This is a genomic window from Arthrobacter sp. AL05 (assembly GCF_029960715.1).
Taxonomy (GTDB): Bacteria; Actinomycetota; Actinomycetes; order Actinomycetales; family Micrococcaceae; genus Arthrobacter.
The window spans coordinates 329,061-353,512 of the sequence record NZ_JASBRC010000001.1 but is presented as its reverse complement, the minus strand read 5'-3'; the positions used below and the strand labels follow the sequence as shown (position 1 = coordinate 353,512).

The following is a 24,452-nucleotide window of genomic DNA, read 5'->3' as shown; positions in this document are numbered from 1 at the left end:
CGATTTCAGGCCCGCCGGCCGCCCCCAGTACGGGAGCGACCGGCGGGTTTTCTGCACTCTGTTCCGGAAGGAATATTATGACCACCCATACTGAGTACACCGACGGCGAGATCTGCCGGACGGACCTGCAGAGCAGCGACGTTGAGTCTGCCAAGGCGTTCTACGCCGCGGTCTTCGGCTGGCACTACAACGATCTGCCGGCCCCGGACGGGAGCAGCTGCCACCAGGCCTTCCTGGGCGATGACCTGGTGGCAGTGCTAGCGCCGCAGAATCCGCAGCAGCGGAGCGCCGGGGTGCCGGGGCAGTGGAACGTGCACTTTGCGTCTTCCGACGCCGGTGACCTCGCTGCCGGTCTGGTCCACGCCGGCGGACGCCTTGAGTTTGGCCCGGAGCCGGTGGGCGGCACCGGAGTGTTGGTCCTCTTCGCCCCGCCCGGAGGCGGCACCACCGGTGCCTGGCAAGCCGGAAGCCACATCGGCGCTGCCCTTAGCGGGGAGCCCGGTTCCCTGGCCTGGGCCGAACTGCTGACGCCCGAGCCGCAGACCGCCGTCGGGTTCTTCCAACAGCTGTTTGGGCACGACGTGACGGAGTATCCGCAAGACGACGGCGGCAGATACACCACACTGATGGTCAACGGCGCGGAAGTGGCCGGGGTCGCCGGGGTCCCGGCGGACGCCGTGGGTACGCTCAAGCCGGGGTGGCAGGTGTACTTCGGCGTGTCCAGCGTCGCGGAAGCCGTTGCGGCGGCCGTCGCGGCCGGCGGCACGGTCCTGATCGAACCGGACGAGGCCGAGGAAGCCGGCACCATCGCCACCCTCGCGGATCCGCAGGGCGGCGTTTTCAGCGTCCTGGAGGTTTAAAAAGCACGGGTGCTCCCGTACCGCCGGTTACCCGGCGGTGCGGGAGCACCCGGGGCGGCTTATGCGTAAGCGTTGACCAGCCGGACGGCGCCGCCGTCGACGCCCTTGGCGCCCTGTACGTAGTCCGGGCCGGTTTTGATGACCGAGTCCGAGTTTTCCTCGACGGTGCCCATCACCCAGGACGGCAGGCCTCGTTCGTTGAGGCGGTTCACTGCGGCGTCGGCCGCCTCCGGTGAGACGATCGCCACCATTCCCACACCAAGGTTCAGCGTACGCTCCAGGTCGGCCAGCGGGACGTTGCCCAGTTCGGCGACCAGCCGGAAGATGGCCGGGAGCTGCCAGGTGGAGCGGTCCACTGTGGCCAGCAGCCCCTGCGGCAGCACGCGGGCCAGATTGGCGGCAAGGCCGCCGCCGGTGACATGGCTGAAGCCGTGCACGGCTGCGCCCGCGGCCGAGCCGTTCACCGGGAAGGTGCGGGCCAGGTCCAGGCAGTCGGCGGCGTAGACGCGGGTCGGTTCAAGCAGTTCCTCGCCCAGGGTACGGCTGAATTCGGAGACATGGCGGTCCAGCGCCCAGCCGGCGTGGTTGATGACGCGCCGGACCAGGGAGTAGCCGTTCGAGTGCAGCCCGGAGGAAGCCATGCCGATCACGACGTCGCCGGCGCGGACGCGGTCCGGGCCCAGGAGGTCGGCGGCTTCAACAACACCTGTGGCGGCACCGGCGACGTCGTACTCGTGCTCCCCCAGCAGCCCGGGGTGCTCTGCGGTTTCGCCGCCCACCAGGGCGGTGCCGGCAACGGAGCAGGCGGCGGCGATGCCCCGGACGATGTCGGCAATCCGCTCCGGGACCACCTTGCCGCAGGCGATGTAGTCGGTCATGTACAACGGCTCGGCACCCACCACCACGATGTCATCAACGACCATACCAACCAGGTCGAAGCCGATGGTGTCGTGGATGTCCATGGCCTGCGCGATCGCAACCTTGGTGCCCACACCGTCCGTGGAGGTGGCCAGCAGCGGGCGCTTGTAGCTGAGCAGCTTCGAGACGTCGTACAGGCCGGCGAAGCCGCCGACGCCGCCAATCACCGAGGAGTTATGGGTCGCCTTGATGGCGCCCTTCATAAGTTCGACGGCGCGGTCGCCCGCTTCGACGTCGACGCCGGCGGAGGCGTAGGTGATGCCGACAGCATTTTGGGCGGCGTTCATCTCAGCGGCCGGGGAGGCGGAAGTCATACGGGCTCTTTCTTGTCGGCAGCAATGGAACGATCAATGCGATCGGCATCGGTGAGCAGTTCTTCGAATTCGGCGTCGGGGCCCGGATCGCAGCCGGTGGCCCCCGGTTTCCCGGCCGGATCCTCGTCCGGGGAAAATCCGGACCCGGCGTCGGTGGCAACCGCGGTGGGGCCGGTGGTGGCAGGCGCCGGGCCGGCAGGGGCGCCGGCGGCCGGAAGTCCCCCCAGGTCGGTGCGTTCGAGCAGGTTCTTGCCCAGCTTGTCGGCCCCCGGAAGTTCAATCGGGTACTTGCCAGTGAAGCAAGCGGTGCACAGGCGTTCGCGGGGCTGGCGGGTGGCGTCAATCATGCCGTCTTCGGAGATGTAGGCGAGCGAGTCGGCGCCGATGGCCTGGCAGATCTCCTCGATGGTGGCGCCGTTGGCGATCAACTCAGCCCGGGATGCGAAGTCGATGCCGTAGAAGCACGGCCACTGCACCGGAGGGGAGGAGATCTTGACGTGGACGGACGCGGCACCGGCTTCGCGGAGCATCCGGACGATGGCGCGTTGGGTGTTGCCGCGGACGATCGAGTCATCCACCACCACCACACGCTTGCCGCGGATCACGGATTCCAGGGCGTTGAGTTTGAGCCGGATGCCGAGCTGGCGGAGGGTCTGTGAGGGTTGGATGAAGGTCCGGCCCACGTAGGCGTTCTTGACGAAGCCGTGTGCGAAGGGGATGCCGGATTCCTCGGCGTAGCCCACGGCAGCGGGGGTGCCGGACTCCGGCACCGGAATGACGATGTCCGCTTCCTGGGTGTTTTCGCGGGCCAGCTGACGGCCCATTTCCACGCGGGACTCATACACGGAACGGCCTGCAATTGAGGCGTCCGGCCGGGCGAGGTAGACGTACTCGAAAACGCAGCCGGCCGGCGTCGCCTCGGCGAAGCGCTCGGAGCGGACACCGGCTTCGTCAATAGCGATGAACTCGCCGGGCTCGATTTCGCGGATGAAACTGGCGCCGACGGTGGCGAGGGCCGACTGCTCGGAAGCGACCACCCAGCCGCGCTCCAGCCGGCCGAGGACCAGCGGGCGGATTCCATAGGTGTCGCGGGCCGCGTAGAGCGTGCCTTCATCCATAAAGACAAAGCAGAAACCGCCCTTGATCCTGGGCAGAAGCTCCATGGCGGTCTGTTCGAGCGACTTACCCTCTTCGCCCTCCAACAAGGCAGTGACGAGGGCCGTGTCGGAGGTGTTCCCCTGTTTCATTTCACCGGTGAGCTGGCCGGCGTTGCGGTCCGCGATCATGGCTTTGAGCTCGGCGGTGTTGGTCAGGTTGCCGTTGTGGGCCAGAGCCACGGTGCCGGTCGCGGTCGCGCCCAAGGTGGGCTGCGCGTTGGCCCAGTGGCTCGCGCCGGTCGTGGAATAGCGGCAGTGGCCGACGGCCAGGTGCCCGGTCAGGGTGTTGAGGGTGGTCTCGTCGAAGACCTGGGACACAAGCCCCATGTCCTTATAGACGCTGATCCGGTTGCCGTCACTGGTGGCTATGCCAGCCGACTCCTGACCGCGGTGCTGTAGCGCATACAGCCCGTAATAGGTGAGTTTTGCAACCTCTTCACCGGGCGCCCAGACCCCGAAGACGCCACATGCGTCTTGGGGGCCCTTTTCGCCAGAGAGAAGGTCATGAGAAAGTTTTCCATCGCCGCGTGCCACCGGTCGATTATCTCACGTTGTGCGCGAGGACGTTTGCGGGGTCCGGATTATGACCTGCGGCCCGTTCAGGGCCCCTGCGGATCCCCGGCGTCCGGAACGGATTCGACGACGGCGCGCTCGGCCCGGCGGACGCTGAGGCGGTCCAGGATGAGGGCCGCGACGCCGCCGGCAATAATGCCGCCCGCGCCGCAGAGAATCATAAAGAAACCAAACACCGCACTGGCGTCGTAGCTTTCATCCCCCGGGAGTCCGTAGGCGAGGAAGGCGGCCACGCCGAAGCCCAGAAGTCCGCCCAGGACCAGGAATGGCACATACTTGGGCGCCCGGCGGACAGTAACGCTGCGGCGCTCGGGGACGTGCTGTTCGCCTGCGGTGCCGGATTCTTCGGGGGTAGACATGCCGTTAAGCCTACTGCCCCGGCAGCCACTGCTACCGCCGATCCGGCTGCGCTGCCGAAACGCGGACGGGCCCGCCTAGGCTGGAATAGCCGGTCCCGAGGCGTCGGCGATGATGGCTCGGACGGAGTTATTACGCTTGTTATGTGTGAGCTCCACCAAGCCCAACGCTTCCAGCAAGGGCGGCAAGTACATGCCAAACCGGCCGCGGTATCCCTTCCGCAGCCCGTACCAGCCGCCCACCGGATTGTCCGGGCGCCGCCCCCAGGCCTCGACAGTTCCATCGGCTGCCGCTTTGTTCTCATCGGCGGCACCCAATGGCACCCAATCGACTTTCTCCATCAGCCACAGCGGTAGGTCTTCGAGGGCCCGGAGGTGATACTTCAGTGTGGTGGAGCCGACCTGGCAGACGAGCGCAGGGGGATCAGATTCCTCGTCGCGGTACATCGTGTACTCGGAGGTCCCCGGGGCTGTCTTGAGGACCCACGGATCCAGCTTGGTTCCAGTTGCCACTTGGTGTCCGCCTTCGGTTGGGCCGCTGTCCGGCGCTGTTTGGACTGAGCCTACCCAGTGCGCCCGGCCAACGCGAGAGCTTAGAGGCCCAGCTCGTCCCTCAGCGCAGCGACGTGGCCCTGCGCTTTGACCTGGTACTGCGCCAGCTTGACCTTGCCCTCGGGGTCCAGGACCACCGTGGAGCGGACGATCCCGTCGGTGACTTCGCCGCCGACCAGCTTCTCGCCCCAAGCGCCGTAGGCCAGCGCCACGGCGTGGTCTTCGTCGGCCAGCAGCGGGAAGGTCAGCGCGAAGTCGCCGGTGAAGTGCGCCAGCGCCTCGGGCGCGTCGGGGGAGATGCCGAGCACCTCATAGCCGGAACCCTGCAGGGACGCCAGGTTGTCACGGAAGTCGCAGGCCTCGGTGGTGCAGCCCGGCGTGGCGGCCTGCGGGTAGAAGTACACAATGACGTTCTTGCCGCGGTAGTCGGCCAGTGAGACGTGCTGTCCCGCTGCGTCCGGAAGGGTGAAGTCCGGGGCAGGGGTTCCGGGCTGGAGTTTGACAGTCAGCTGGGGGCTCATAAAGGGTCCTTCGGGTCTGCGGAGGTCTGCGGGTCCGTCTGTTGGCACTGCAGTCTTTCCCCCCACAACCACCGCGCTAGGTAGGGTATTCCGACTTTGCCAGTTGGCCAAGCGGACGGGCAGCGCGGAACCACCGGTTTCAAGCCATCGGGCTTTTTCGCCGCGGAGGCCTCCAGCTACCTCTTGGTGGGGTCCTTTCGGGCAGCAAGGCCCACCAGCGCCCCGACGGCAACGCCGATCAACAGCCCGGTAAAGGGCTTGTCGGCGGTGGCAACTCCGATGGCAAAGCCAAGGGCCGCGCCGAGGAGCATGCCGATCCACAGGGATTCGTATTTCACAGCTTCAGGCTAGCAAGCGTCAGCAAGCGGGTCAGCCGGTGTTGGCGGCGCCGGATGCATCCCGGGTTTCCTGTGATCGCGGACTTTCCTCTGTTGCTGCTGACCCGGCGCCAAAGCTGCCGAGCAGCGCGAGCGAATCGGCGGAGGGCGATCCTGGTTTTGCTGAATAGAGCCGAAGCACCTGATCCGGGTCGTCGCGCAGGGAGAGGTCTTCGAAATTCAGTTCCAGGTCCCCGACGACGGGGTGGTGGAGCCGGACACTTCCCGCGGAGCCCCTGGCCACCCGGTGCCCGGCCCACCACTGGCGGAATTGCTCGCTGTGGACCGCGAGTTCGCCGACGAGCTGGTTGGCCTGGGCATCGTTGGGATGCCGGCCGACGTCCACACGCAGGGACCCGGCGGCCTCGGATGCGACCGCGGGCCAGTCCCGGAAAAGCTCGCGCGCGAGCGGATCAAGGATGATCCACCGGGTCAGGTTCCGCTCCGCCGCCGGCAGGGCAGGGAAATCGGCGAGCAACAGGAAAGCCAGGGGGTTTCCGGCCAACATGTCGGTGCGGCGGCCCAGCACCAGGGCTGGAACATTGCCGACGGCGTCCAGGAGTTGGCGCAGCGCGGGCCGCACACCCTGGGCCGAAGCCGGCGGACGCTGGGTATCCGCGCAGTTCTCGAGGAGGTCGATCATGTGCGCCTGCTCGCTCGGGTCCAGGCGCAGCGCCCGGGCCACGGAATCCAGCACGGCGCGGGACGGGTGGATGTTGCGGCCCTGCTCCAGCCGGGTGTAGTAGTCGGTGCTAACGTCAGCCAGCCGCGCGATCTCCTCGCGCCGCAGGCCGGGGACCCGCCTGCCGGCAGAGCCCGAGGCGAGCCCCGCGTTCTCCGGCGTCAGCCGTGACCGCATGGCTTTCAGGAATTTTCCAAACTCGGCGCTCTGACCCATGCGCTCCATTCTGCCGTGCCCGGCGCTTGGCTTTCTACGCCGAAGGTAGGACTCCCAGTCCTAGGAATCGCAGGGAGTGGAAAATCCGCTGACTTCACTTCGCTGCCTGCGTAGCATCGTGTGCAGGCCCATCCCCTAACGGAAGAAGTGATGATGACCCACGCACACGAAACCACCATTCCCACCGTGACGTTCAACAACGGCCTGCGCATCCCGCAGCTGGGCTTCGGCGTGTTCCAGGTTCCGCCCGCGGAAACCCAGCGCATTGTCGAGGATGCCCTGGCGGCCGGCTACCGACACATTGACACCGCCGCAGCGTACCGGAACGAGGCCGGCGTGGGTGCGGCGATCGCCGCGTCCGGTATTCCGCGCGAGGAAATCTTCATCACCACCAAGCTCCGTAACGGTGAGCAGGCCCAGGCCCGGGAAGCGTTTGAGAACAGCTGCAAGGCGCTCGCGGTGGACTATGTGGACCTCTACCTGATCCACTGGCCGGTGCCGTCCCAGGGGATGTTCACCGAGGCGTGGAAGGCGCTGGAGGAAATCCACGCCAGCGGCCGGAGCCGTGCCATCGGGGTCTCCAACTTCCTGGCCGACCACCTGGACACCCTTCTGTCGGCGTCGGACGTTGTCCCGGCCGTGAACCAGATCGAAATCCACCCCACCTTCCAGCAGCAGGAGCTGGCCGCCATGAGCCGGGCGCTGGGCATTGCCGTGGAGGCGTACAGCCCGCTGGGTCAGGGCGCTGACCTGAATGCCGCCGCGGTGAAGTCCCTGGCCCACACGTACGGTGCCACCCCGGCCCAGATCGTGCTGTCCTGGCACCTCAGCCAGGGCACTATCGTCATCCCGAAATCGGCCGACTCAACCCGCATGCGGGAAAACCTCGGTGCCGTGGCCCTCGAACTCGACCCTGCCGAGCTGGCGGAAATCACGGCGCTGGAGTCCGGCGCCCGGGCCGGCGCAGATCCTGCCGTGGCAGCATTCAGCCAGATGTAGCCAGCCTGCGCTCGGGAGGGGAACATCGTCCGGACCTCGGATGGCCTGAACCGTCTGCGACAACGCCACGGCCCAGCGGTCGATGTTCGTCCGCGGGGCCGTGGCGTCCTTGCGTGGATCGTCAGTTCGTGGTGAAGTCCGCCCTTCGTCAGGCCGCGAAGCCGTCCGCGATGTCCAGGACCTCGTCCAGGATGGCGAGTCCGGCCGCTGTGTCTTCGATGCTGGTGTTGCAGGGCGGGACGACGTGGATGCGGTTGAAGTTCGCGAACGGCAGGAGGCCGCGGGACTTGCAGGCGGCCACCAGCTGGTTCATTTCCGGGCTGGAGCCGCCATAGGCAGCCATCGGCTCGCGCGTCGCACGGTTCTTGACAAGCTCGATGGCCCAGAAGACCCCGGTTCCACGGACTTCGCCCACCGAGCGGTGGTTTTCCGCGAAGCCGGCGAGTGCCGGCCCAATCACGGTTTCCCCGAGCAGCGCTGCATGCTGCACAATCCCTTCGTCCTCCATGGCGTTGAGGGTGGCCACGGCGGCCGCGGTGGCCAGCGGATGTCCGGAGTAGGTCAGGCCGCCGGGGTAGACGCGCTTGCCGAAGGTGGCCGCGATTTCGGGGCTGATCGCCACCCCGCCCAGCGGAACGTAGCCGGAGTTCACTCCCTTGGCGAAGGTCAGCAGGTCCGGGACGACGTCGAAGTGCTCGATGGCGAACCACTTGCCGGTCCGGCCGAAACCTGACATCACCTCGTCACAGATCAGGACGATGCCGTATCGGTTGCAGAGGTCCCGGACCCCCTGGAGGTAGCCGGGCGGAGGCAGGTAAATGCCGGCCGTTCCCGGAATGGATTCGAGAATCAGCGCCGCGATGGTGGACGGGCCCTCAAAACTGACCAGTTGCTCCAAATGCTCCAGGGCCCGCTGGCTTTCCTCTTCCTGGGTGGTGGAGTGGAACGCGGTGCGGTACAGGTACGGCGGGAAGAAATGGATGGTTCCGGTGCTGGCGTTGTCGCTGTCCCAGCGGCGAGGGTCTCCGGTGAGGTTCACGGCGAGCTGCGTGCCGCCATGGTACGAGCGGTAGGCGGAGAGCACCTTGTGGCGGCCGGTGTGGAGCCGGGCCATCCGGACGGCATGCTCATTGGCATCCGCGCCGCCGTTGGTGAAGAAGATCTTGTTCAGCTCCCCGGGGGTCCGCTCAGTGATCAGGCGGGCCGCCTCGGAACGGGCGTCGTTGACGTAGCTTGGCGCGATGGTGCACAGCTTCGCGGCCTGGGCGGCGATCGCGGCTACGACGGCGGGGTGCTGGTGACCGATGTTGGTGTTGACCAGCTGGGAGGAGAAGTCCAGATATTTGTTGCCCTCACCGTCCCAGACGTGGGATCCCGCAGCTGCCGTGATAACCATGGGGTCCAGGAGGTCCTGGGCGGACCAGGAGTGGAAAACGTGCTTGCGGTCCAGCTCGTACGCCCGACGGGCGGTCTCGGCGGTGTCCTTGATGTCCAGGATGCTGCTGTCAATTGTGGAAGTCATATCAAATGCCTTTCTGGTGTGATGCCGGTCAGGCGTTCTGCGGGAAGCCAAGATTGATCCCGCCGTGGCTGGGGTCAAGCCAGCGGGACGTGACAGCCTTGCCCCTGGTATAGAAACCGACGCCCTCGGTGCCGTGGGCGTGGGTGTCACCGAAGAGCGAGTTTTTCCAGCCGCCGAAGGAGTAGTAGGCCATGGGGACCGGAACCGGAACGTTGATGCCGACCATACCGACCTCCACCTCGTTTTCGAAGCGGCGGGCAGCGCCGCCGTCGTTGGTGAAGATGGCGGTGCCGTTGCCGTAGGGGTTGGTGTTGATCAGTTCGAGCGCCTGCTCGTAGCTGTCGACCCGGACCACCGACAGTACAGGGCCGAAGATTTCGTCCTGGTAGATGGACATGTCCGGCGTGACGTTGTCGAACAAGGTGGGGCCGACGAAAAAGCCGTCACCTTCCGAATCGGGGGCCACCTGGCGTCCGTCAACCACCACTGTGGCGCCGGCGGCCTCGCCGGCGTCAATGTAACCGGCCACCTTGTCCCGGTGGACGGCCGTGACAAGCGGGCCCATGTCGCAGCCCCGCATGCCGTCTCCGGTGCGGAGCGGCCGGGTACGCTCGGCAATTTTCGCCACCAGCTCATCGGCGATGCCGCCGACGGCGAGGAGCGCGGAGATGGCCATGCAGCGTTCGCCGGCCGAACCGAAGCCGGCGTTCACTGCTGCGTCGGCCGCGAGGTCGAGGTCGGCGTCGGGCAGGACAATCATGTGGTTCTTGGCGCCGCCGAGGGCCTGCACACGCTTCCCGTTGGCGGTTGCCGTCTGGTAGACGTACTTGGCGATCGGCGTGGATCCGACGAAGGAAACGGCCTTGATATCGGGGTGGCCGAGCAAGGCGTCTACTGCCACCTTGTCGCCGTGCAGGACATTAAAGACACCGTCCGGCAGCCCGGCTTCCTTCCAGAGTTCGGCCATCCAGTTGATCGCCGTGGGGTCCTTTTCGCTGGGCTTGATAACGACGGTGTTGCCGGCCGCGATCGCAAGGGGGAAGAACCACATCGGCACCATGGCCGGGAAATTGAAGGGGCTGATGATGGCGACCGGCCCCAGCGCCTGCCGGATCGAGTGGACATCCACATTGGTTGACGCATTCTCCGTGTAGCTGCCCTTGAGCAGGTGCGGGATGCCGCAGGCGAACTCGACGACTTCCTGCCCGCGGGTCACCTCACCGAGGGCGTCATCCAAAACCTTGCCGTGCTCCGAGGTGATGATGGCGGCGAGTTCGCCTTTGCGTGAGTTGAGCAGTTCGCGGAAGGCGAAGAGGACCTGTGTGCGGCGGGCCAAGGAGGTGTCCCGCCACGCAGGGAACGCGGCCCGGGCCGCCGCGACAGCGGAGTTGCCCTCGTCCGCACTCGCCAGTGACACCAGGCCGGTGACCTTGCCCGTCGCCGGGTTGGTAACCGGGGCCGTGCGCGCCCCGGCCGGGACGTAGCGGCCGTTGATCCAGTGCTCGATGATGTTCAAGGTGTCTCCTCATGCGGGGTGGTCAGTTGTTTGCCTTCAGTGTGTCCGGCGCGGCGGCGCAGCAAAAGTGCGGGTGCGTAAAGAGAATCGCTGCGCGTTTTGCACATTGTAAATATTTCCGTTGTCCGCGCCATCGGGCCCGCGCGGCAATGGTGCTGCGGGCGGGAATGCGACCATTGAGGATGACGAAGCCCTTTACCCTCACCCAGCTTCGGTACTTCGCGGTGGTGGCCGAGCTCGAAAATATGACCAACGCGGCCGAGCGGCTGCTGGTCACCCAGTCCACACTCTCTACGGCGATGGCCCAGCTTGAAGCCAGCCTGGCTACCCAGTTGTTCGTCCGGCTCCGGACCCGCGGCCTGCGGCTGACGCCGTCCGGCAGGCAACTGGCCCAGGACATCAAGGTGTTGCTGGAACACGCCGATTCCCTTTACGAGTCGGCCCGGGGGCTCGCGACGAGCCTGGTGGGGGAGCTCAAAGTCGGTGTCTTTTCGCCGCTGGCGCCGTTCAGGCTCCCGGCAATTCTTCAGACCTTCGAAGGCCAGCACCCGGGAGTTGAGGTCTCCTTCCTCGAAGCCGATCTTGCGAGTCTGCAGTCCGCCCTGCTTGAGGGCTTGTGCGATGTGGCACTTATGTACGGTCTTGGCCTGGGCCGCGGATTCACGCACACCGTCCTGGAGCGCGTGCCGCCCCATGTGCTCGTCCACGCGGAGCATCCCGCAGCCAACCGCCCCGAGCGCAGCATCGCGCTGAAGGACCTTGAAGGCGAACCTTCGGTAGTGCTGGATCTGCCGCACAGCCGGGAATACTACGAGCAGCTCTATGCCATCGCCGGTGTAACCCCGAATGTCCGGCACCGATTTGCCGGCTATGAAACGGTCCGGTCATTTGTGGCCAAGGGCCACGGGTACGCCATGCTCAACCAGCGGCTCCACAGCGACTTGACGTACTCCGGGGGGCGTGTTGTGGCGCTCACCCTAACGGATGATTTCCCGCCGATCGAAGTTATGCTGGTCCGCCCCGACGGCGTCACCCCCACCCGCAGGGCCCTGGCTTTTGAGCAGACATGTATCCGCCTCTACGGTGCCGCCCGGAACTAGCCGCCCGAAACCAGCCGCGGCCATGCCGGCCAGCCGTTTTGGCATTGGCAAAATCGATCGATCGATCAAAAACAATCAATTGGACAGATGTGAAGCGGATCACACAGAGTTGCTGCAGTGCGGCGGCGTTGGCGACTTACCGGTGAAAAAATCCCCGCAGCGACGGCCTAGGCCGAATCCCTCAGCTCGAAAGCCATTCTGATCAAAGGAGATTCCATGGTTCCGATTCACAGCCCGCGTGTCCGAAACATGTCCAGGCCGAGTCAGGCAGGCAACACCGCGGCAACAACCGCAGAATTCAATTTCCGCGGCCGTAACCTGGCACAGGTCATCGGAAACACGGCGCCCCTAGCGTGGCTGTCATGACAAGCAACGACATCAAAGACCAGCCGCAGTCCGCCCGAACCGCAACGGAACAGGGCTCCGCCCCTGCCGTGCCCCGCATCACCAAGATGCAGCGCCGGGTGCTGGCTGGCGGCAGCATCGGCCAGTTCATCGAGTTCTACGACTTCACCTTGTACGGCCTCACCGCCGTCATCTTCTCGCAGGTGTTCTTTCCGGGAAGCAATCCCGTCACGGCCATGCTGGCCACCTTCGCGACCTTTGGCGTGGCATTTGTGGTCCGCCCCATCGGCGGGTTGTTCTTCGGGGCCCTCGGCGACCGGATCGGCCGGCGTCACGTCCTGACCATCACGCTTATTGCCATCGGCGGGGCAACCGCCCTGATGGGGCTGCTTCCCACCTATGCCCAGATCGGCGCATGGGCACCGGTCCTGCTGGTCCTCTGCCGCCTCATCCAGGGCTTCTCCGCCGGCGGTGAATCTGTGGGAGCGCCGTCGTTTGTCTTCGAACACGCACCGGTCAACAGCCGCGGGTTCTGGCTCAACATCACCATCGCCGCCACTGCGCTGCCCTCAGTCTTTGCCGGCACGATGATCCTGATCCTCAGCCAGTCCCTGTCGAACGAGGATTTCACGGCCTGGGGCTGGCGCCTGCCGTTCCTGCTGGCTTTGCCGCTGGCGCTTTTCGGCGCTTGGATCCGCAGCCGGACGGTGGAGAGCGAAGCGTTCAACGAGGCCAAGGCGGCCCGGACCAAGGAATTCAGCCCGGTCCGCGAATCCTTCCGCGAGAATAAGCTCCGGATGGTGCAGGTCATCTTTGTGATGGGGCTGACGGCCATGGGGTTCTACTTCCTCTCCGCCTACTTCGTCTCCTATGTCCAGACCACCGGACACCTGAGCCGCGAGCAGTCGCTGATGGCCAACGCTGCAGCCCTCGCCCTCTACGCTGTCCTGCTTCCGATCGGCGGCCGCCTCGGGGACCGTTTCGGCCGCAAACCGATGCTGATTGCAGGTTCGGCAGCTTTGGCGCTGCTCTCGGTTCCGAGCTTCATGCTGGTCACCAGCGGCAGCTTGCCCCTGGCCCTGCTGGGCCAGGCACTCTTCGTCGTCGCGCTCTGCATTTACGGCGGCGGCTGCTACACCTTCTTCGTCGAGATCTTCACGACCCGGACGCGTTTCACCTCGGCGGCGATCAGCTACAACGGCGCCTACGCCCTTTTCGGCGGCACAGCGCCGTTCATCGGCACGGCCCTGGTCGGCAGCACAGGTGTTCCCCACGCACCCGGCTTCTACATGGCCGCCGCGGCCGTCGTTGTGCTCCTGCTCGTGCTGTTCACCAAGGTGCCCGAGACGCGCGGGCGCGTCGGCTAAGCCCGCCGCCGCCGGTTCCTCGACACCCCACCACACAAAGGACTTCCCATGAACTCAGCAGCTTTCCTCCAAGACTTCCATTTCGTGGCCACCATCGGCGCCACGCCCAATAGCGGCGTCGACCGGCAGGCGGCCACCGCCGAGGATGCGCAGACCCGCAACTGGTTCGCCAACTGGGTCAACGACGCCGGCTGGGAACTTCGGGTCGACGGGATCGGCAACATGTTCGCCCTGCTCGAGTGGACGCCGGGAGCACCGTATGTGCTCATTGGCTCGCACCTGGACAGCCAGCCGCTCGGCGGACGGTTCGATGGTGCCTACGGCGTCATCGCCGCACTGCACGCGGCACGGCGGATCGGGGCCGACGTCGCTGCGGGCGGGCCGGCGCCGCGGTTCAACCTGGCGGTGGTGAACTGGTTCAACGAGGAGGGCGGGCGTTTCGCCCCGAGCATTATGGGCAGCTCAGTCTTCGCCGGGTTGCTGCCGCTGGAGCGGATGCTGGACGTCAGGGACCTGCACGGCACCAGCGTCCGCGAGGCGCTGGAGGGCATTGGGTATCTCGGTACGTCCGAGGGACCCGAGGTGGCCGGCTACGCGGAGATCCACATCGAGCAGGGCCGGATCCTGGAGCGGGAGGGGATCAATATCGGCTTGGTTGAGAGCAGCTGGTACACCCAGAAACTGGACATCGAAGTGCTGGGCGAACAGTCCCACACCGGAGCGACGGCCATGGCTGACCGGCACGACGCCCTGGTGGCCGCGTCCAAAATCATCCTGATGGTCCACGACGTCACCGAGGACTTCGCGGACCAGGCCCTTGTCTCTTCCGTTGGGCAGCTGACGCTGGAACCGAACTCGCCCATTGTGGTGGCGCGAAGGGTGCATCTTGTGGCAGACCTCCGATCAGGCGATCCGGACATCGTCGCGGCTGCCCGGGCCAAGCTCATCGCTGACATCGACCTGCTGGCCCGCACACACGACATCAAGGTCAACGTCAAGGATTTCGACGTGCGCCCGATCCGCCGGTTCCCCGAGGCCGGACTGGAACTTGCGGACAAAGTCGCCGCTGACCTGGGCCTGTCCTCCCGCCGTATCCGGACCATGGCGGGCCACGACTCGGTGGCCATGAACACCGTGGCGCCCGCCGTGATGCTCTTCGTTCCCAGCGTCGACGGCGTCTCGCACTGCGAACGCGAGTTCACGTCCGACGCCGACATGGTCACCGGAGTGGACATGCTCACCGGAGTCGCCCGCCAGCTCATCGACGGTGCCCTCGCGGAAGCTGCCGATGTGCCGGCGTCGGGCGTGGCATGACCGAGCTGCACTACCTTGACGCTACGACGGCACTGCGGCTCTTCCGGGCCCGGGAACTCTCACCGGTGGAATTGCTGGAAGCGGTAGCGGCAAGGACCCAAGCCGTGAATGGGGGCATCAATGCCCTGACGGAAACCCTGTTTGAGGAAGCGCTCCCGGCCGCCCGGCAGGCGGCCGCCAGCTATGCACGCGGACGGGACCTGACACCGCTGCTCGGATTGCCGGTCGCCGCTAAGGAGAAGCACGGGCTCAAGGGACGCACCCTCTCGCAGGGGCTCGTCGCCCGCAAAGGGGACCGTGCAAAGGCAGACCATCCAGTCATCGATCGAATCCGGCGGGCCGGGGGAATCATTCATGCGCGCACCACAACCCCGGAATACAGCTGCGCCACGGTCACCCACAGCGCCTTGTGGGGTGTGACCCGCAATCCCTGGAATCCGCAATATTCCCCCGGCGGCTCCTCGGGAGGCTCCGGGGCGGCGCTCGCCGCGGGGCTGGCACCGCTCGCCACAGCCTCGGACATCGCCGGCTCCACCCGGTTGCCGGCCTCGTTTACGGGCACCGTCGGCTACAAGGCGCCGTACGGACGGATCCCGGGCCTGCCGCCGCTTTCCGCAGACCACTACCGGGGCGACGGCCCGATGGCGCGGACCGTCGCGGACACGGCGCTGCTGGCAAACGTGATGGCCGGACGGCATGCCGCTGACCATACGTCCCTGGGCGGCGGCCTGGCGCTGGCCGTGCCGCCGACAGGTGCCGATTCGGTGGCCGGCCTGCGGATTGCACTGTGCATCCGGCTGGGTAACTACCCGGTTGCTGCTGATGTGGAGGCCAACACACGCGCCGTGGCATCGGCGTTGGCCGCAGCGGGCGCCGTGGTGGAGGAGATCGAACTGCCCTGGACCGTGGAGCACATCAGCCGGACGATATTTACGCACTTCGGCTACCTGCTGGGCCCGGTCATGGAAGATGACACTGCCGATGCGCCGGAGCTGCTGGCCGCCTACACCCGGCGCTTTATGGCCGACGCACAAAAAGCTGCCGGGGAAAATCGTTTCATCGACGGGGTCCGGGCGGAGACCCGAATCCAGGCCGACCTTGCCGCGGCGATGGCGGGCTTTGATGCCCTGATCTGCCCCGCCTCGGCCGTCGCGGCGCTGGATGCCGACGGTATGTATCTTGACGGGATCGACGCCGGCGGCGTCCGGCTTGGGCACTACTGGCAAGCCCATATGACGGCGCCGTTTAATATCGCCAACCGGTGCCCGGTGCTTGCAGTGCCCAGCGGCATGGCCGAGTGCGGCATTCCCACGGGGGTCCAGATCGTGGGCCATCCGTTCGATGATGCGACGGTCTTCGCAGTGGGTGCCGCCGTCGAAACGGTGCGCCCGTGGGCGGACCGGCGCCCGGACCTGGTGGCGTCCGCCGGTCCTCCCCGCGGCACGGTGGCTATAGTCTGATGATGGAAAAGCGAATCTTGGGTAAGACCGGACGGAACGTCTCCATCGTGGGACTGGGGACCTGGCAGCTGGGCGCGGACTGGGGAAACGTGGATTCCGCGCAGGCGCAGGCCGTGCTGGGCGCATCCGTGGAGGCCGGCGTTACGTTCTTCGACACCGCCGACGTCTATGGCGATGGCCGCAGCGAGCAGGCCATCGGTGCGTTTCTGCGGACCAACCCGGGCCTGGATATCACCGTGGCCACCAAAATGGGGCGGCGGTTGGAGCAACTGCCGGAGAACTACAACCTGGCGAACTTCCGCGAGTGGACGGACCGCTCCCGCCGGAATCTGGGCCTGGAGCAGTTGGACCTGGTTCAGCTGCATTGCCCGCCCTCCGCCGTGTACAGCAACGCCGAAGTCTACGACGCGCTGGACACACTTGTGGACGAGGGCGCCATCCGGAATTACGGCGTCAGCGTGGAGCGGACGGACGAAGCCCTCGAAGCCCTTCGCCACGACGGAACGGCGACGGTGCAGATCATCCTCAACGCCTTCCGGCTCAAACCCCTGGACGAGGTGCTGCCCGCGGCGGCAGCGGCCGGCGTAGGCATCATCGCCCGCGTGCCGCTCGCCTCCGGGCTGCTCTCCGGAAAATACACCGCGGACACGTCTTTCGCGGCGGACGACCACCGGAACTACAACCGCACCGGTTCGGCCTTCGACGTAGGGGAAACCTTTTCCGGTGTGGACTTCGGGCAGGGCTTGGCCGCGGTGGCGGCGTTCGAGGAACTGGTGCCCGACGGCGTCAGCACCGCCCAGGCGGCCATCGCCTGGATCACGGCCCAGAACGGCGTCAGCACCGTGATCCCCGGGGCGCGGAACCCGGACCAGGCCCGGTCCAGTGCCGCAGCGGCGGGTGTCGGCGGCATCGACGCGACGTTCGACGCCGGGGTCCACGAAGTCTACGACCGCTATTTCCGCGCATCGATCCACCCGCGCTGGTAGGCGGTTACTCTGCCGGGTACCAGAGCCGGTGCCCGTCAACGCGGGCGAAAGGAGTCAGTGCGTGAGGTTTGGTGGACTTTTCCGTCATGATGTCCAGCACTTCGACATTCCGGAGCAGGAGGGCGTCGCCGATCAGGGAACGGTGGCAGCGCCACGGGACGGCTTCGGCGCACATAACCGCCGCATCGTTGGTCCGCCCGCGTTCCATCAGCTTCCCGACGGCGGCGGCGAATTCTTCGGTCTGCATGTAGTCCGCGTATCCCCGGAACGACGCGTTCCGCCAGGCGCCATTGGGGCTTCCTTTGCTGGTGGGCCGCAGACCGCCGAGGGATGCCATTCTCCGGTAGGTGATCCCGCCGGCACGCACACTCGCCGCAAGCACTTCCGCAGCGAACTGCGGATTGTGCCGGGACCTCGGGACGGTGCGCACATCGATCAGTTTCTTGACGCCGTGGGCTTTGAGGATGCTGATGAATTCGTCGATGGGATGAGTGGAGTGCCCCACCGTAAAGATGGTCATGTCCGTCATGTCCCCATGATATGGCGCCACAAGGGCTGGTGCCGGCGGCCCAGCGCCCGGATAGTCTAAGTAACCAACGAACTGCCAAGGGAGCGGCACCACCATGGCACCATCCGCCATTGAGGACTTTGTTGCCAGGCTGGCGTCGGTGGAAACGGGTCCGGGCTGCGCCAACTTCTTCGATCACAGCATCCCCGCGAATGCGCTGCGCCGGCAGAATCTGGCGATTTACCTGCGGGAAATGCTGGATCGGTCCCCGAAAGTGCTGCTGGTAGGGGAAGCCCCGGGCTTTCGGGGCATGAAGCTCACCGGAGTCCCGTTCACCAGCCGCACCACCCTCCAAAATCCTCACGGGTTTGGCCTGTTCGGGCCGGGAAGCGGATACGTGCTGCCGCCGGATGCTGACGGCGTTGCGGCAGAGCCCACAGCAACGGTGATGTGGGAGGTCCTTGCCGAGCTGGACTTCCTGCCGTTGCTCTGGAGTGCGTGTCCGTGGCATACCCACGTGCCCGGCCGGCCGCTGTCCAACCGCACTCCAACAGCCGCCGAAACAGCACTCGGATCTCCGTTCTGGCGGGCGCTGGCCGACACCTTCGCGATCGAAACAGTGGTGGCCGTGGGCAACGTGGCGCACCGCAGCCTGCTGCGGAGCGGCCTGGATGTGACGAAAATCAGGCATCCCGCGCATGGCGGCCGGTCCGGTTTTAAGCGCGGCCTGCAGGAGCTGCTCGGTTCCGGCATCCCGGCGTAAGTGCGCCGGCTCAGGCCGAGGCGAGCAGCCTGCCCCAGCGCCGATCCAGCAGCGGTGCGCCGGCCAGCTTGAGGCAATGCCACAGCGTGACGGCCACCGAGTCCAGGACGGGAACGCCCGTCTCTGCCTCGATTTCTGCGGTGATGTTGGCGCCATAGAGGTTGGTGCAGAGGTAGATGATGGCATCGGGCCCGGCTGCCGCCAGCTCCAGCGAGCCCGGACGCATCTCTTCATCCGCCACGCGGGCGAACGATTCATTGTCGCTTAGGCCCAGGTACCGATGGTCGAGGGTTTTGATGCCGTCCCGTTGATAGGACGCCACGATCTGCTCGTTGACGTCCGCGGTGTACGGGGTGAAGAGTCCGATGCGTTCCGTGCCGAACGAGCTGAACGCCGCCATGTACGCCAGGGTGGAGGTGGTGGCCGGGATGCCCGTGGCGTCCGTGATGTCCGCCGCGAGCCGGCGGTCGTAGTCGACGCCCAGCCAGGAACCGGAAGTACCGTTCCAGGCGATGACGTCCACATCGGCGGTGGCAAGGAGTTCAGCGGCCGAGCGCATGACGGCGGCATCGAACTGTTTGTCCGAGGATTTGTCCAGGGCAATCCGGGTGACGGGGATCCGGGCGAAGTGGATGGTGACGTCCTCACGGTCACCCAGGATCCGGTAGCTCTGCGGTTCGAGGCAGGTGTTGGATGACGGCACAATCATGCCGATGCGGGTGGCGCGGGTTGCGGAAGGCATTGCGGGGCTCCTAGCGGGTGGACTGGGCGGCGGGAACACGGACGGATGCAGTGGTGGCCTGATGCTCGCGGAAACCGTTGCGGGCCACGAAGTTCCCGACCGGGCCGGGGTCATGGAACCCGCCGCCGTCGAGCACCACACGTCCGGCGGAGACGACGACGGCGGGCCAGCCTGTGAGCGTCCGGCCCTCGAAGGGCGAGAAGTCGGTGCCCATGTGGAGGGCGCCGCCGTCGACAACGCGTTCCTCCGCCGGATCGAAGATGACCAGGTCGGCGTCGAACCCGGGCGCGATGCTTCCCTTGCCCGGGAGGGCGTTGATGCGGGCCGGCCCGGCGGAGAAGACTTCCACGAAGTCCTCCACCCGTGCTCCGCGGGAGGCCTCCAGCAGGGCGGTGAAGGTGACGGGCATCCGGGTTTCGACGCCCGGGAGTCCGTGCGGCATTTCGCGGATGTCGTCCGTGCGCTCCCGCTTTTGCGTGAGGTCGTAGCAGGAGTGGTCGGAGGCGACGGTATGGATGGCGCCGTCGGCAAGCCGATCCCGGAGTGCGGCGACTGTCTGCGGACTGCGCATGGGCGGGCAGCAGGCGTACCATTCGGGCATCACCGAGCCGTAGACGCTGTCGTCGAGGGTGAGGTAGTGCGGGCAGGTCTCGGAGTACGCCTCCTGGCCGCGTTCGCGGGCTTCGGTGACCAGGTCCACGGCGCCGGGGGTTGACTGGTGCACAAAGTAGACGGGGGCTCCGGTGTATTCGGCCATGGCCAGGGTTTCCTTGACCGAAACCTCCTCGGCCAGTTCGGGGCGGGTGCGGTGCAGGTATTCGATGCCGATCCGGCCGTCGTCCGCGTGCTGCTGCGTACAGTCCGCGATGATGGGGTCGTGCTCGGCGTGGATGTAGGTGAGCCCGTCCAGTCGCACCATCTCGCGCATGACCTTCAGGATCGTGTCCCCGTCCGCCATGGTGCTGCCGCGGTTGGTGGTGTACATCTTGACGGACCTGACGCCTTCGGCGGCGAGCTGCTCCAGTTGCCACGGCACAGTTTCGTCCCAGCTGACCACGGAGCCGTGCAGCGCCACGTCGCAGCGGGACTCCCGGGCCAGTTCCTTCTTGTGCAGCACGGCCGCGAGCGGGGTCTCCCGGGCATCGCGGGGGATGCCGAAGTCGATGATTGTGGTGGTGCCGCCCCACAAGGCGGCCGTCGACGTGGTCCGGTAGTCATCGAGGGTGCGGAAACGGCCGGTGATCTGGGCAACGTGGCAGTGTCCGTCGACGCCGCCGGGAATAACGAGCCGGCCGGCGGCATCGATGATGCGAACGCCGGCGGGGATGGGCTCGGCAGCGTCGACAAGCCGGTCGATGCGCCCTTCCCGGACCACAACGTGGGCCTCTTGGCGGCCGAAGCTGTTGACCACTGTGCCGTTGGCGATGACGAGTTCTGGGGTGTCTGACATCGGTGTCCTCCTGGGGAGAAGTAGCTGGTTGGCCGGTTAGGTGATGACCGGTTGCCGGATGGCGCGGTTCGCGGCGGTTTCGCCGCGGGCGGCGTTCTGCGCGGTGGTGAGGGCCGCCTCCAGGTTCTCCGAGAGGCCACGGCGGGCCTTGGCCGGGGGAGCGGCGAAGGCACCGGCGCGGTGCGGGCCGGAATCAAGTCCGACAACGGCTTCGGCCAGGCGGATGCCCGCCGAGATGCCGTCCACAACGGGCACCCCGATCTGCCCTCGGAGTTCGCGGGCCAGCCCGGCGAGCGGCGCTCCGGCGAGGATGACGACGTCGGCCCCGTCCTCGGCGACGGCCTGGTGGCTGAGTGCCAGCAAGGCTGCCTTGAAGTCCTGCTGGACCGAGGCGATGCCGTGGAGCGCTTCGTTGAGGGAGCGGATCGATGCGAGCCGGCCGCCGAGGCCGAAGCGTTCCACGCAGTCCCGGTACCAGGGCTGGATCCGGTCCGAGATGGCGATGATGGAGAAGCGGTGTCCCTGCAGGGCGGCGGCGCAAAGGGCGGCCTCGGTGATGCCAAGGACGGGGATGCCGGTGAGTTCCTTCAGTGCCGGCATCCCGGGGTCCCCGAAGGCGGCCACCACCACGGCGTCGACGCTGGTATCGGATCCCGGCCCGTCACGGGTGTATTCCGCGACGATTTCGGCCACTGCTCCCGCCGCGATCAGTGACTCAAAACGGGTTTCGATGTATTCCACGCCGTATCCGGCGGTCCGGACCACAAGTTCGGTGCCGGGGGCGGCGGAGCGTAGGGCTTCCGCCTCGATCAGCGCCGTAACGTCGTCGCTGATGTTGGGGTTGATAACAAGAAGTTTCATGGGTTCTTCCGATGAAGGGCGGGTTCTGTCCGGCTGAAATCCTCCGGAAACTGTTCACGGTATTTGCCGATGTGCGACGCCGATTGGGCAGCTGCCCGTTCCGGGTCGCCGCTGGCGATGGCGGCATAGAGGGCACGGTGTTCTTCGATGAGCTCCGGCAGGTCGCTGACGTGACGGAAGAGCCAGTGCATCCTGCCCTGGAGCGGTTCCAGGGCGGACCTGAGGAAGCCGTTGTCCGCGATCCGGGTGAGGGCATCGTGGAATTCGCTGTTGGCGCGGTGGGCTTCCATAATGTCGCCCCTGGCCAGGCAGCGGTCTGCCTCGTCCAGCAGGCCCTTGAGGCCGCCGAGGTCCTCCGCGGTAGCGCGGGCCGCGGCCAGGCGGCAGGCCAACACCTCAAGGGACTGCCTGACGTCGAACAGATCCTCGACGTCTTTGGGGCTCAGGGTGCTGACCTCGGCCCCGCGGGCGCCCCGGTCGCTGATGAGCCCTTCCTGGCGCAGCATGCGGAGCGCTTCGCGGACGGGGAGGCGGGAGACGTTGAATTCAGCGGCGAGGTCGCGTTCCACCAGCCTGGTGCCGGGAACGTAATGCCCTTCGAAGATCCTGGTGCGGAGGGTGTCCCGGACGGACTCCCGAAGGGGGCGTTCCTTGTCCTGGGTCTGTTCTGCGCTGTGCATGTTTCTCCACTTTCGGTTCTTTTCCGGCATAGCGTTCCCGGCTTCAGGAACAGGTGCGTGTGGCCAGCTTAGACAGGTAGCCGCTTGTTGTAGTTCAGGGTCAGCACGGAGACGCCCATGATGATCGCGGATCCGACGAAGTACAGCAGCGCCCAGGTGTAGGAGCCGGTGGCGCCCACGATCAGGCCGACCGCGATGGGGGTCACGAAGCCGGAGATGTTGCCGCTGAAGTTCATCGCGCCGCCGAGGACGCCGGCGTTGGTCCGGCCGCCCAGGATGGAGGGGATGCTCCAGAACAGGCCCACCCAGCGGAGGAAGAACATCACCACGGACAGGAGCACAACGGCGGTGGTGGGATCGGCCACGACGGTGACGCCAATCAGGCCGCCGATCACAACCACGCTGGAGGTGCCCAGGAGTGTGCGCATCACGCGGTTGGCGGAGGCGCCGGTGGACTGCCACTTGTCGGCGATCGCGCCGCCCAGGATTTCCCCGACGAAGCCGGCACCGAAGATTACGAAGGTGGACCAGCCGATGGTCTTCAGGTCAAAGCCCTTGTCCTGGGCCAGGTAGAGCGGGCCCCAGGTCAGGAGTCCGTAGAAGACGCCGTTGAAGCCCAGCCAGCCGAAGCACATGGCCCAGAAGGAACGGAACTTCAGGTAGGGCAGGAGTGCGCGCTTGCCCTTGCTTCCGTCGAGCTCGGCCGCGGCGTCCTCGGCAGCGTGGGATGCTTCGATGTATTCAGCCTCGGCAGCATTGACCCCGCGGTGCTGGCGGGGGTTGTCCCGGACGTACCACCAGACGGCAAGGCCCATCAGTACGGTGGCGGCGCCGGCCATGATGAAGGCGATGCGCCAGCTGCCGGTGGATGCGATTAGGCCGGCAATCAGGATGCCGCCCAGGCCGGCGCCAAGGGGCGCGCCGGCGTCGAGGATCGTGGCGCCGCGTCCGCGCTCTGATTTGTGCATCCAGATGGCGTTGAGCTTGCCGCCGGCCGGCATAACGCCGGCTTCCGTGACGCCGATGCCCAGCCGGGCAATGAACATGCTGATGAAGCCGCCGGCCAGCCCGGACGCTGCCGTGGCCGCGCCCCAGCCAACACAGGACGCCGTCATGACCTTGCGGGGACCGAATTTGTCGATCAGGAGGCCTACCGGGACCTGCATCAGCGCGTAGGTCCAGAAGAAGGCGGAGAGCAAGAGGCCCACAAGTTCGGGGGCGAGGTTGAATTCTTTCTGGATGATCGGCAGGGCCACCGAGATGGAGCCCCGGTCGATGTAGTTGACGGCGACCAGGACCAGCAGGAGCAGGAACATTTTCCAGCGGACGTTGGTGCGACGTTGCACGCCGTCCTTGCCGGTCTTGTCGTCGGGTAGGGGTACTGCGGTTTCAGTATTTTGAACAGACACAACTTCTCCTTTGCAGAGAGGAAGATTGCAGGCGGGGAAAAAGACGTGGGTGTTCGCGGGGCAGGAGGCCGGTTGGTGGGGCACCCTGGGTCCAATCCGGACGCGCCGGGCAAGTAACTGACTGCGGCTCGGGATCCGTAACGCGATCTTTTGGGATCCCATTTTGGGATCCCAAAATTCAGAGTAGAAGTGACCTCCGCCACTGTCAAGGGATTTTCCTGCGTTGTGGCCCAGCTGGGCCAAATTACCGATTGTGACTGCCGTGGGGATCGTCTCACTGTGCGGTTGGGCCGGGCGCGGAGGCGCTGAGGGGCCGGCGATGGGCGCGCAGAAGGGCCCGCGGCGGCGTGAACTGCTCCCCGAAAGTTGGACTGAGAAATCAGTTCTGACTTTCGGGGAGCAGTTTTATGGATGGAAGAAGTTCGTTGTCCGAGGAGCAGCGTGAGGCCGCGGTGGCGCTGTTTGACATCGGCTGGGGCACCCGGGCGGTAGCAACAAAGCTCGGGGTAGGAACGAAGGCAGTCCTTCGGCTGTACGACAGATGGCGTGTTCGCGGAGATACTGCTTTAGTGACCAAACCGAGCAGACTGTATTCGTTCGAGTTCAAGCTCAACGCTGTGCAGCGATATCTCTCCGGCGAGAACAGGGTCGCTCTAGCCAAGGAGCTCGAACTGTCCTCGCCACACCTGATTACCGTGTGGGCGGGCAAGTATCGGGCTGAAGGCGAGGAAGGCCTCCGTCCGAAACCGAAAGGCCGGCCGAGGAAGAGCCCAGATGCCCCAGCAGAGCAGGAACCGGAGCTGCAGCGTCTTCGGCGTGAGAACGAACGCCTGCGCGCAGAGGTGGCCTTCCTGGGAAAAGTAAACGCCTTGAGGGACGAGGAACGGCGCTAAAGGTCCGCGCT

The 24,452-nt window shown here is 66.2% G+C and carries 24 protein-coding genes; 9 read left to right on the top strand and 15 right to left on the bottom strand.

The annotated features are described in order from the left end of the window. The first annotated feature begins 77 nt into the window (after positions 1–77). A complete protein-coding gene (locus tag QK287_RS01660) occupies positions 78–860 on the top strand; it encodes a VOC family protein (RefSeq protein WP_282358855.1) in 783 nt (260 codons plus the stop codon). A gap of 59 nt (positions 861–919) precedes the next feature. On the opposite strand, the gene purM is transcribed toward QK287_RS01660, so the two are convergent. The 7 genes from purM to QK287_RS01625 all read right to left on the bottom strand — a co-directional run bounded on the left by purM (position 920) and on the right by QK287_RS01625 (position 6,526). Next, positions 920–2,092: a phosphoribosylformylglycinamidine cyclo-ligase gene (gene purM / locus QK287_RS01655; RefSeq protein WP_253031903.1), complete on the bottom strand. Its 1,173-nt coding sequence runs from the start codon at positions 2,090–2,092 to the stop codon at positions 920–922. Beyond that, positions 2,089–3,783 (bottom strand): amidophosphoribosyltransferase, encoded by a 1,695-nt coding sequence (gene purF, locus QK287_RS01650; RefSeq protein WP_226775340.1) that lies wholly within the window; start codon positions 3,781–3,783, stop codon positions 2,089–2,091. The genes purM and purF overlap by 4 nt, the downstream gene beginning before the upstream one ends. A 65-nt stretch (positions 3,784–3,848) precedes the next feature. Further along, positions 3,849–4,181 carry a hypothetical protein gene (locus QK287_RS01645; protein WP_226775341.1) on the bottom strand — a complete coding sequence of 111 codons (333 nt, stop codon included), beginning with the start codon at positions 4,179–4,181 and terminating at the stop codon, positions 3,849–3,851. A 75-nt stretch (positions 4,182–4,256) separates the two neighbouring features. Then, positions 4,257–4,691, bottom strand: a complete 435-nt coding sequence (locus QK287_RS01640) for a DUF6855 family protein (protein ID WP_226775342.1) — start codon at positions 4,689–4,691, stop codon at positions 4,257–4,259. Positions 4,692–4,771: 80 nt separating this feature from the next. Next, positions 4,772–5,251: a thioredoxin-dependent thiol peroxidase gene (gene bcp, locus QK287_RS01635; protein ID WP_226775343.1), complete on the bottom strand. Its 480-nt coding sequence runs from the start codon at positions 5,249–5,251 to the stop codon at positions 4,772–4,774. A gap of 176 nt (positions 5,252–5,427) precedes the next feature. Then, entirely contained in the window at positions 5,428–5,589 is a 162-nt protein-coding gene (locus QK287_RS01630; RefSeq protein ID WP_226775344.1) for a glycine zipper domain-containing protein, read from the bottom strand. A 31-nt stretch (positions 5,590–5,620) separates the two neighbouring features. Continuing rightward, positions 5,621–6,526: a helix-turn-helix transcriptional regulator gene (locus tag QK287_RS01625; RefSeq protein ID WP_282358846.1), complete on the bottom strand. Its 906-nt coding sequence runs from the start codon at positions 6,524–6,526 to the stop codon at positions 5,621–5,623. A 150-nt stretch (positions 6,527–6,676) separates the two neighbouring features. On the opposite strand from QK287_RS01625, the gene QK287_RS01620 reads away from it, so the two are divergent. After that, positions 6,677–7,525: an aldo/keto reductase gene (locus QK287_RS01620; protein WP_282358845.1), complete on the top strand. Its 849-nt coding sequence runs from the start codon at positions 6,677–6,679 to the stop codon at positions 7,523–7,525. Between the two features lie 148 nt (positions 7,526–7,673). Here the strand turns inward: QK287_RS01620 and QK287_RS01615 are convergent, their stop codons facing one another. Then, positions 7,674–9,047, bottom strand: a complete 1,374-nt coding sequence (locus tag QK287_RS01615) for an aspartate aminotransferase family protein (RefSeq protein ID WP_282358844.1) — start codon at positions 9,045–9,047, stop codon at positions 7,674–7,676. Positions 9,048–9,075: 28 nt separating this feature from the next. Further along, positions 9,076–10,563, bottom strand: a complete 1,488-nt coding sequence (locus QK287_RS01610) for a CoA-acylating methylmalonate-semialdehyde dehydrogenase (protein WP_226775348.1) — start codon at positions 10,561–10,563, stop codon at positions 9,076–9,078. A 182-nt stretch (positions 10,564–10,745) separates the two neighbouring features. Here QK287_RS01610 and QK287_RS01605 point away from each other — a divergent pair, with 182 nt between their 5' ends. The 5 genes from QK287_RS01605 (at position 10,746) to QK287_RS01585 (ending at position 17,135) form a co-directional block, all read left to right on the top strand. Continuing rightward, positions 10,746–11,663 (top strand): LysR family transcriptional regulator, encoded by a 918-nt coding sequence (locus QK287_RS01605; protein ID WP_226775349.1) that lies wholly within the window; start codon positions 10,746–10,748, stop codon positions 11,661–11,663. 362 nt (positions 11,664–12,025) lie between these two features. Continuing rightward, entirely contained in the window at positions 12,026–13,375 is a 1,350-nt protein-coding gene (locus tag QK287_RS01600; protein WP_226775350.1) for an MFS transporter, read from the top strand. 48 nt (positions 13,376–13,423) lie between these two features. After that, the gene (locus QK287_RS01595) at positions 13,424–14,689 is read left to right on the top strand and encodes a M20 family metallo-hydrolase (RefSeq protein WP_226775351.1); all 1,266 of its coding nucleotides are present in this window, start codon (positions 13,424–13,426) and stop codon (positions 14,687–14,689) included. Continuing rightward, on the top strand, positions 14,686–16,149 hold the full coding sequence (locus QK287_RS01590; RefSeq protein ID WP_282358840.1) for an amidase: 1,464 nt from the start codon (positions 14,686–14,688) through the stop codon (positions 16,147–16,149). The genes QK287_RS01595 and QK287_RS01590 overlap by 4 nt, the downstream gene beginning before the upstream one ends. A gap of 2 nt (positions 16,150–16,151) precedes the next feature. Continuing rightward, positions 16,152–17,135: an aldo/keto reductase gene (locus QK287_RS01585; protein WP_282358839.1), complete on the top strand. Its 984-nt coding sequence runs from the start codon at positions 16,152–16,154 to the stop codon at positions 17,133–17,135. Between the two features lie 4 nt (positions 17,136–17,139). On the opposite strand, the gene QK287_RS01580 is transcribed toward QK287_RS01585, so the two are convergent. Next, a complete protein-coding gene (locus tag QK287_RS01580) occupies positions 17,140–17,664 on the bottom strand; it encodes a DUF488 domain-containing protein (protein ID WP_282358837.1) in 525 nt (174 codons plus the stop codon). Positions 17,665–17,758: 94 nt separating this feature from the next. Between QK287_RS01580 and QK287_RS01575 the strand changes: the two genes are divergently transcribed. Then, positions 17,759–18,406: a uracil-DNA glycosylase gene (locus QK287_RS01575; RefSeq protein ID WP_282358836.1), complete on the top strand. Its 648-nt coding sequence runs from the start codon at positions 17,759–17,761 to the stop codon at positions 18,404–18,406. A 10-nt stretch (positions 18,407–18,416) separates the two neighbouring features. Here QK287_RS01575 and QK287_RS01570 read toward each other — a convergent pair whose 3' ends face one another. The 5 genes from QK287_RS01570 to QK287_RS01550 all read right to left on the bottom strand — a co-directional run bounded on the left by QK287_RS01570 (position 18,417) and on the right by QK287_RS01550 (position 23,548). After that, on the bottom strand, positions 18,417–19,148 hold the full coding sequence (locus QK287_RS01570) for an aspartate/glutamate racemase family protein (protein ID WP_253031915.1): 732 nt from the start codon (positions 19,146–19,148) through the stop codon (positions 18,417–18,419). Positions 19,149–19,158: 10 nt separating this feature from the next. After that, on the bottom strand, positions 19,159–20,598 hold the full coding sequence (locus QK287_RS01565) for an amidohydrolase family protein (protein ID WP_282358834.1): 1,440 nt from the start codon (positions 20,596–20,598) through the stop codon (positions 19,159–19,161). A 36-nt stretch (positions 20,599–20,634) separates the two neighbouring features. After that, entirely contained in the window at positions 20,635–21,459 is an 825-nt protein-coding gene (locus tag QK287_RS01560; protein ID WP_226775358.1) for an aspartate/glutamate racemase family protein, read from the bottom strand. Beyond that, positions 21,456–22,139 carry a GntR family transcriptional regulator gene (locus QK287_RS01555; protein ID WP_226775359.1) on the bottom strand — a complete coding sequence of 228 codons (684 nt, stop codon included), beginning with the start codon at positions 22,137–22,139 and terminating at the stop codon, positions 21,456–21,458. The genes QK287_RS01560 and QK287_RS01555 overlap by 4 nt, the downstream gene beginning before the upstream one ends. Before the next feature lie 68 nt (positions 22,140–22,207). Further along, positions 22,208–23,548 carry an MFS transporter gene (locus tag QK287_RS01550; protein ID WP_226775360.1) on the bottom strand — a complete coding sequence of 447 codons (1,341 nt, stop codon included), beginning with the start codon at positions 23,546–23,548 and terminating at the stop codon, positions 22,208–22,210. A 425-nt stretch (positions 23,549–23,973) separates the two neighbouring features. Between QK287_RS01550 and QK287_RS01545 the strand changes: the two genes are divergently transcribed. Beyond that, the gene (locus tag QK287_RS01545; RefSeq protein WP_240685157.1) at positions 23,974–24,441 is read left to right on the top strand and encodes a helix-turn-helix domain-containing protein; all 468 of its coding nucleotides are present in this window, start codon (positions 23,974–23,976) and stop codon (positions 24,439–24,441) included. Positions 24,442–24,452: the final 11 nt, after the last annotated feature.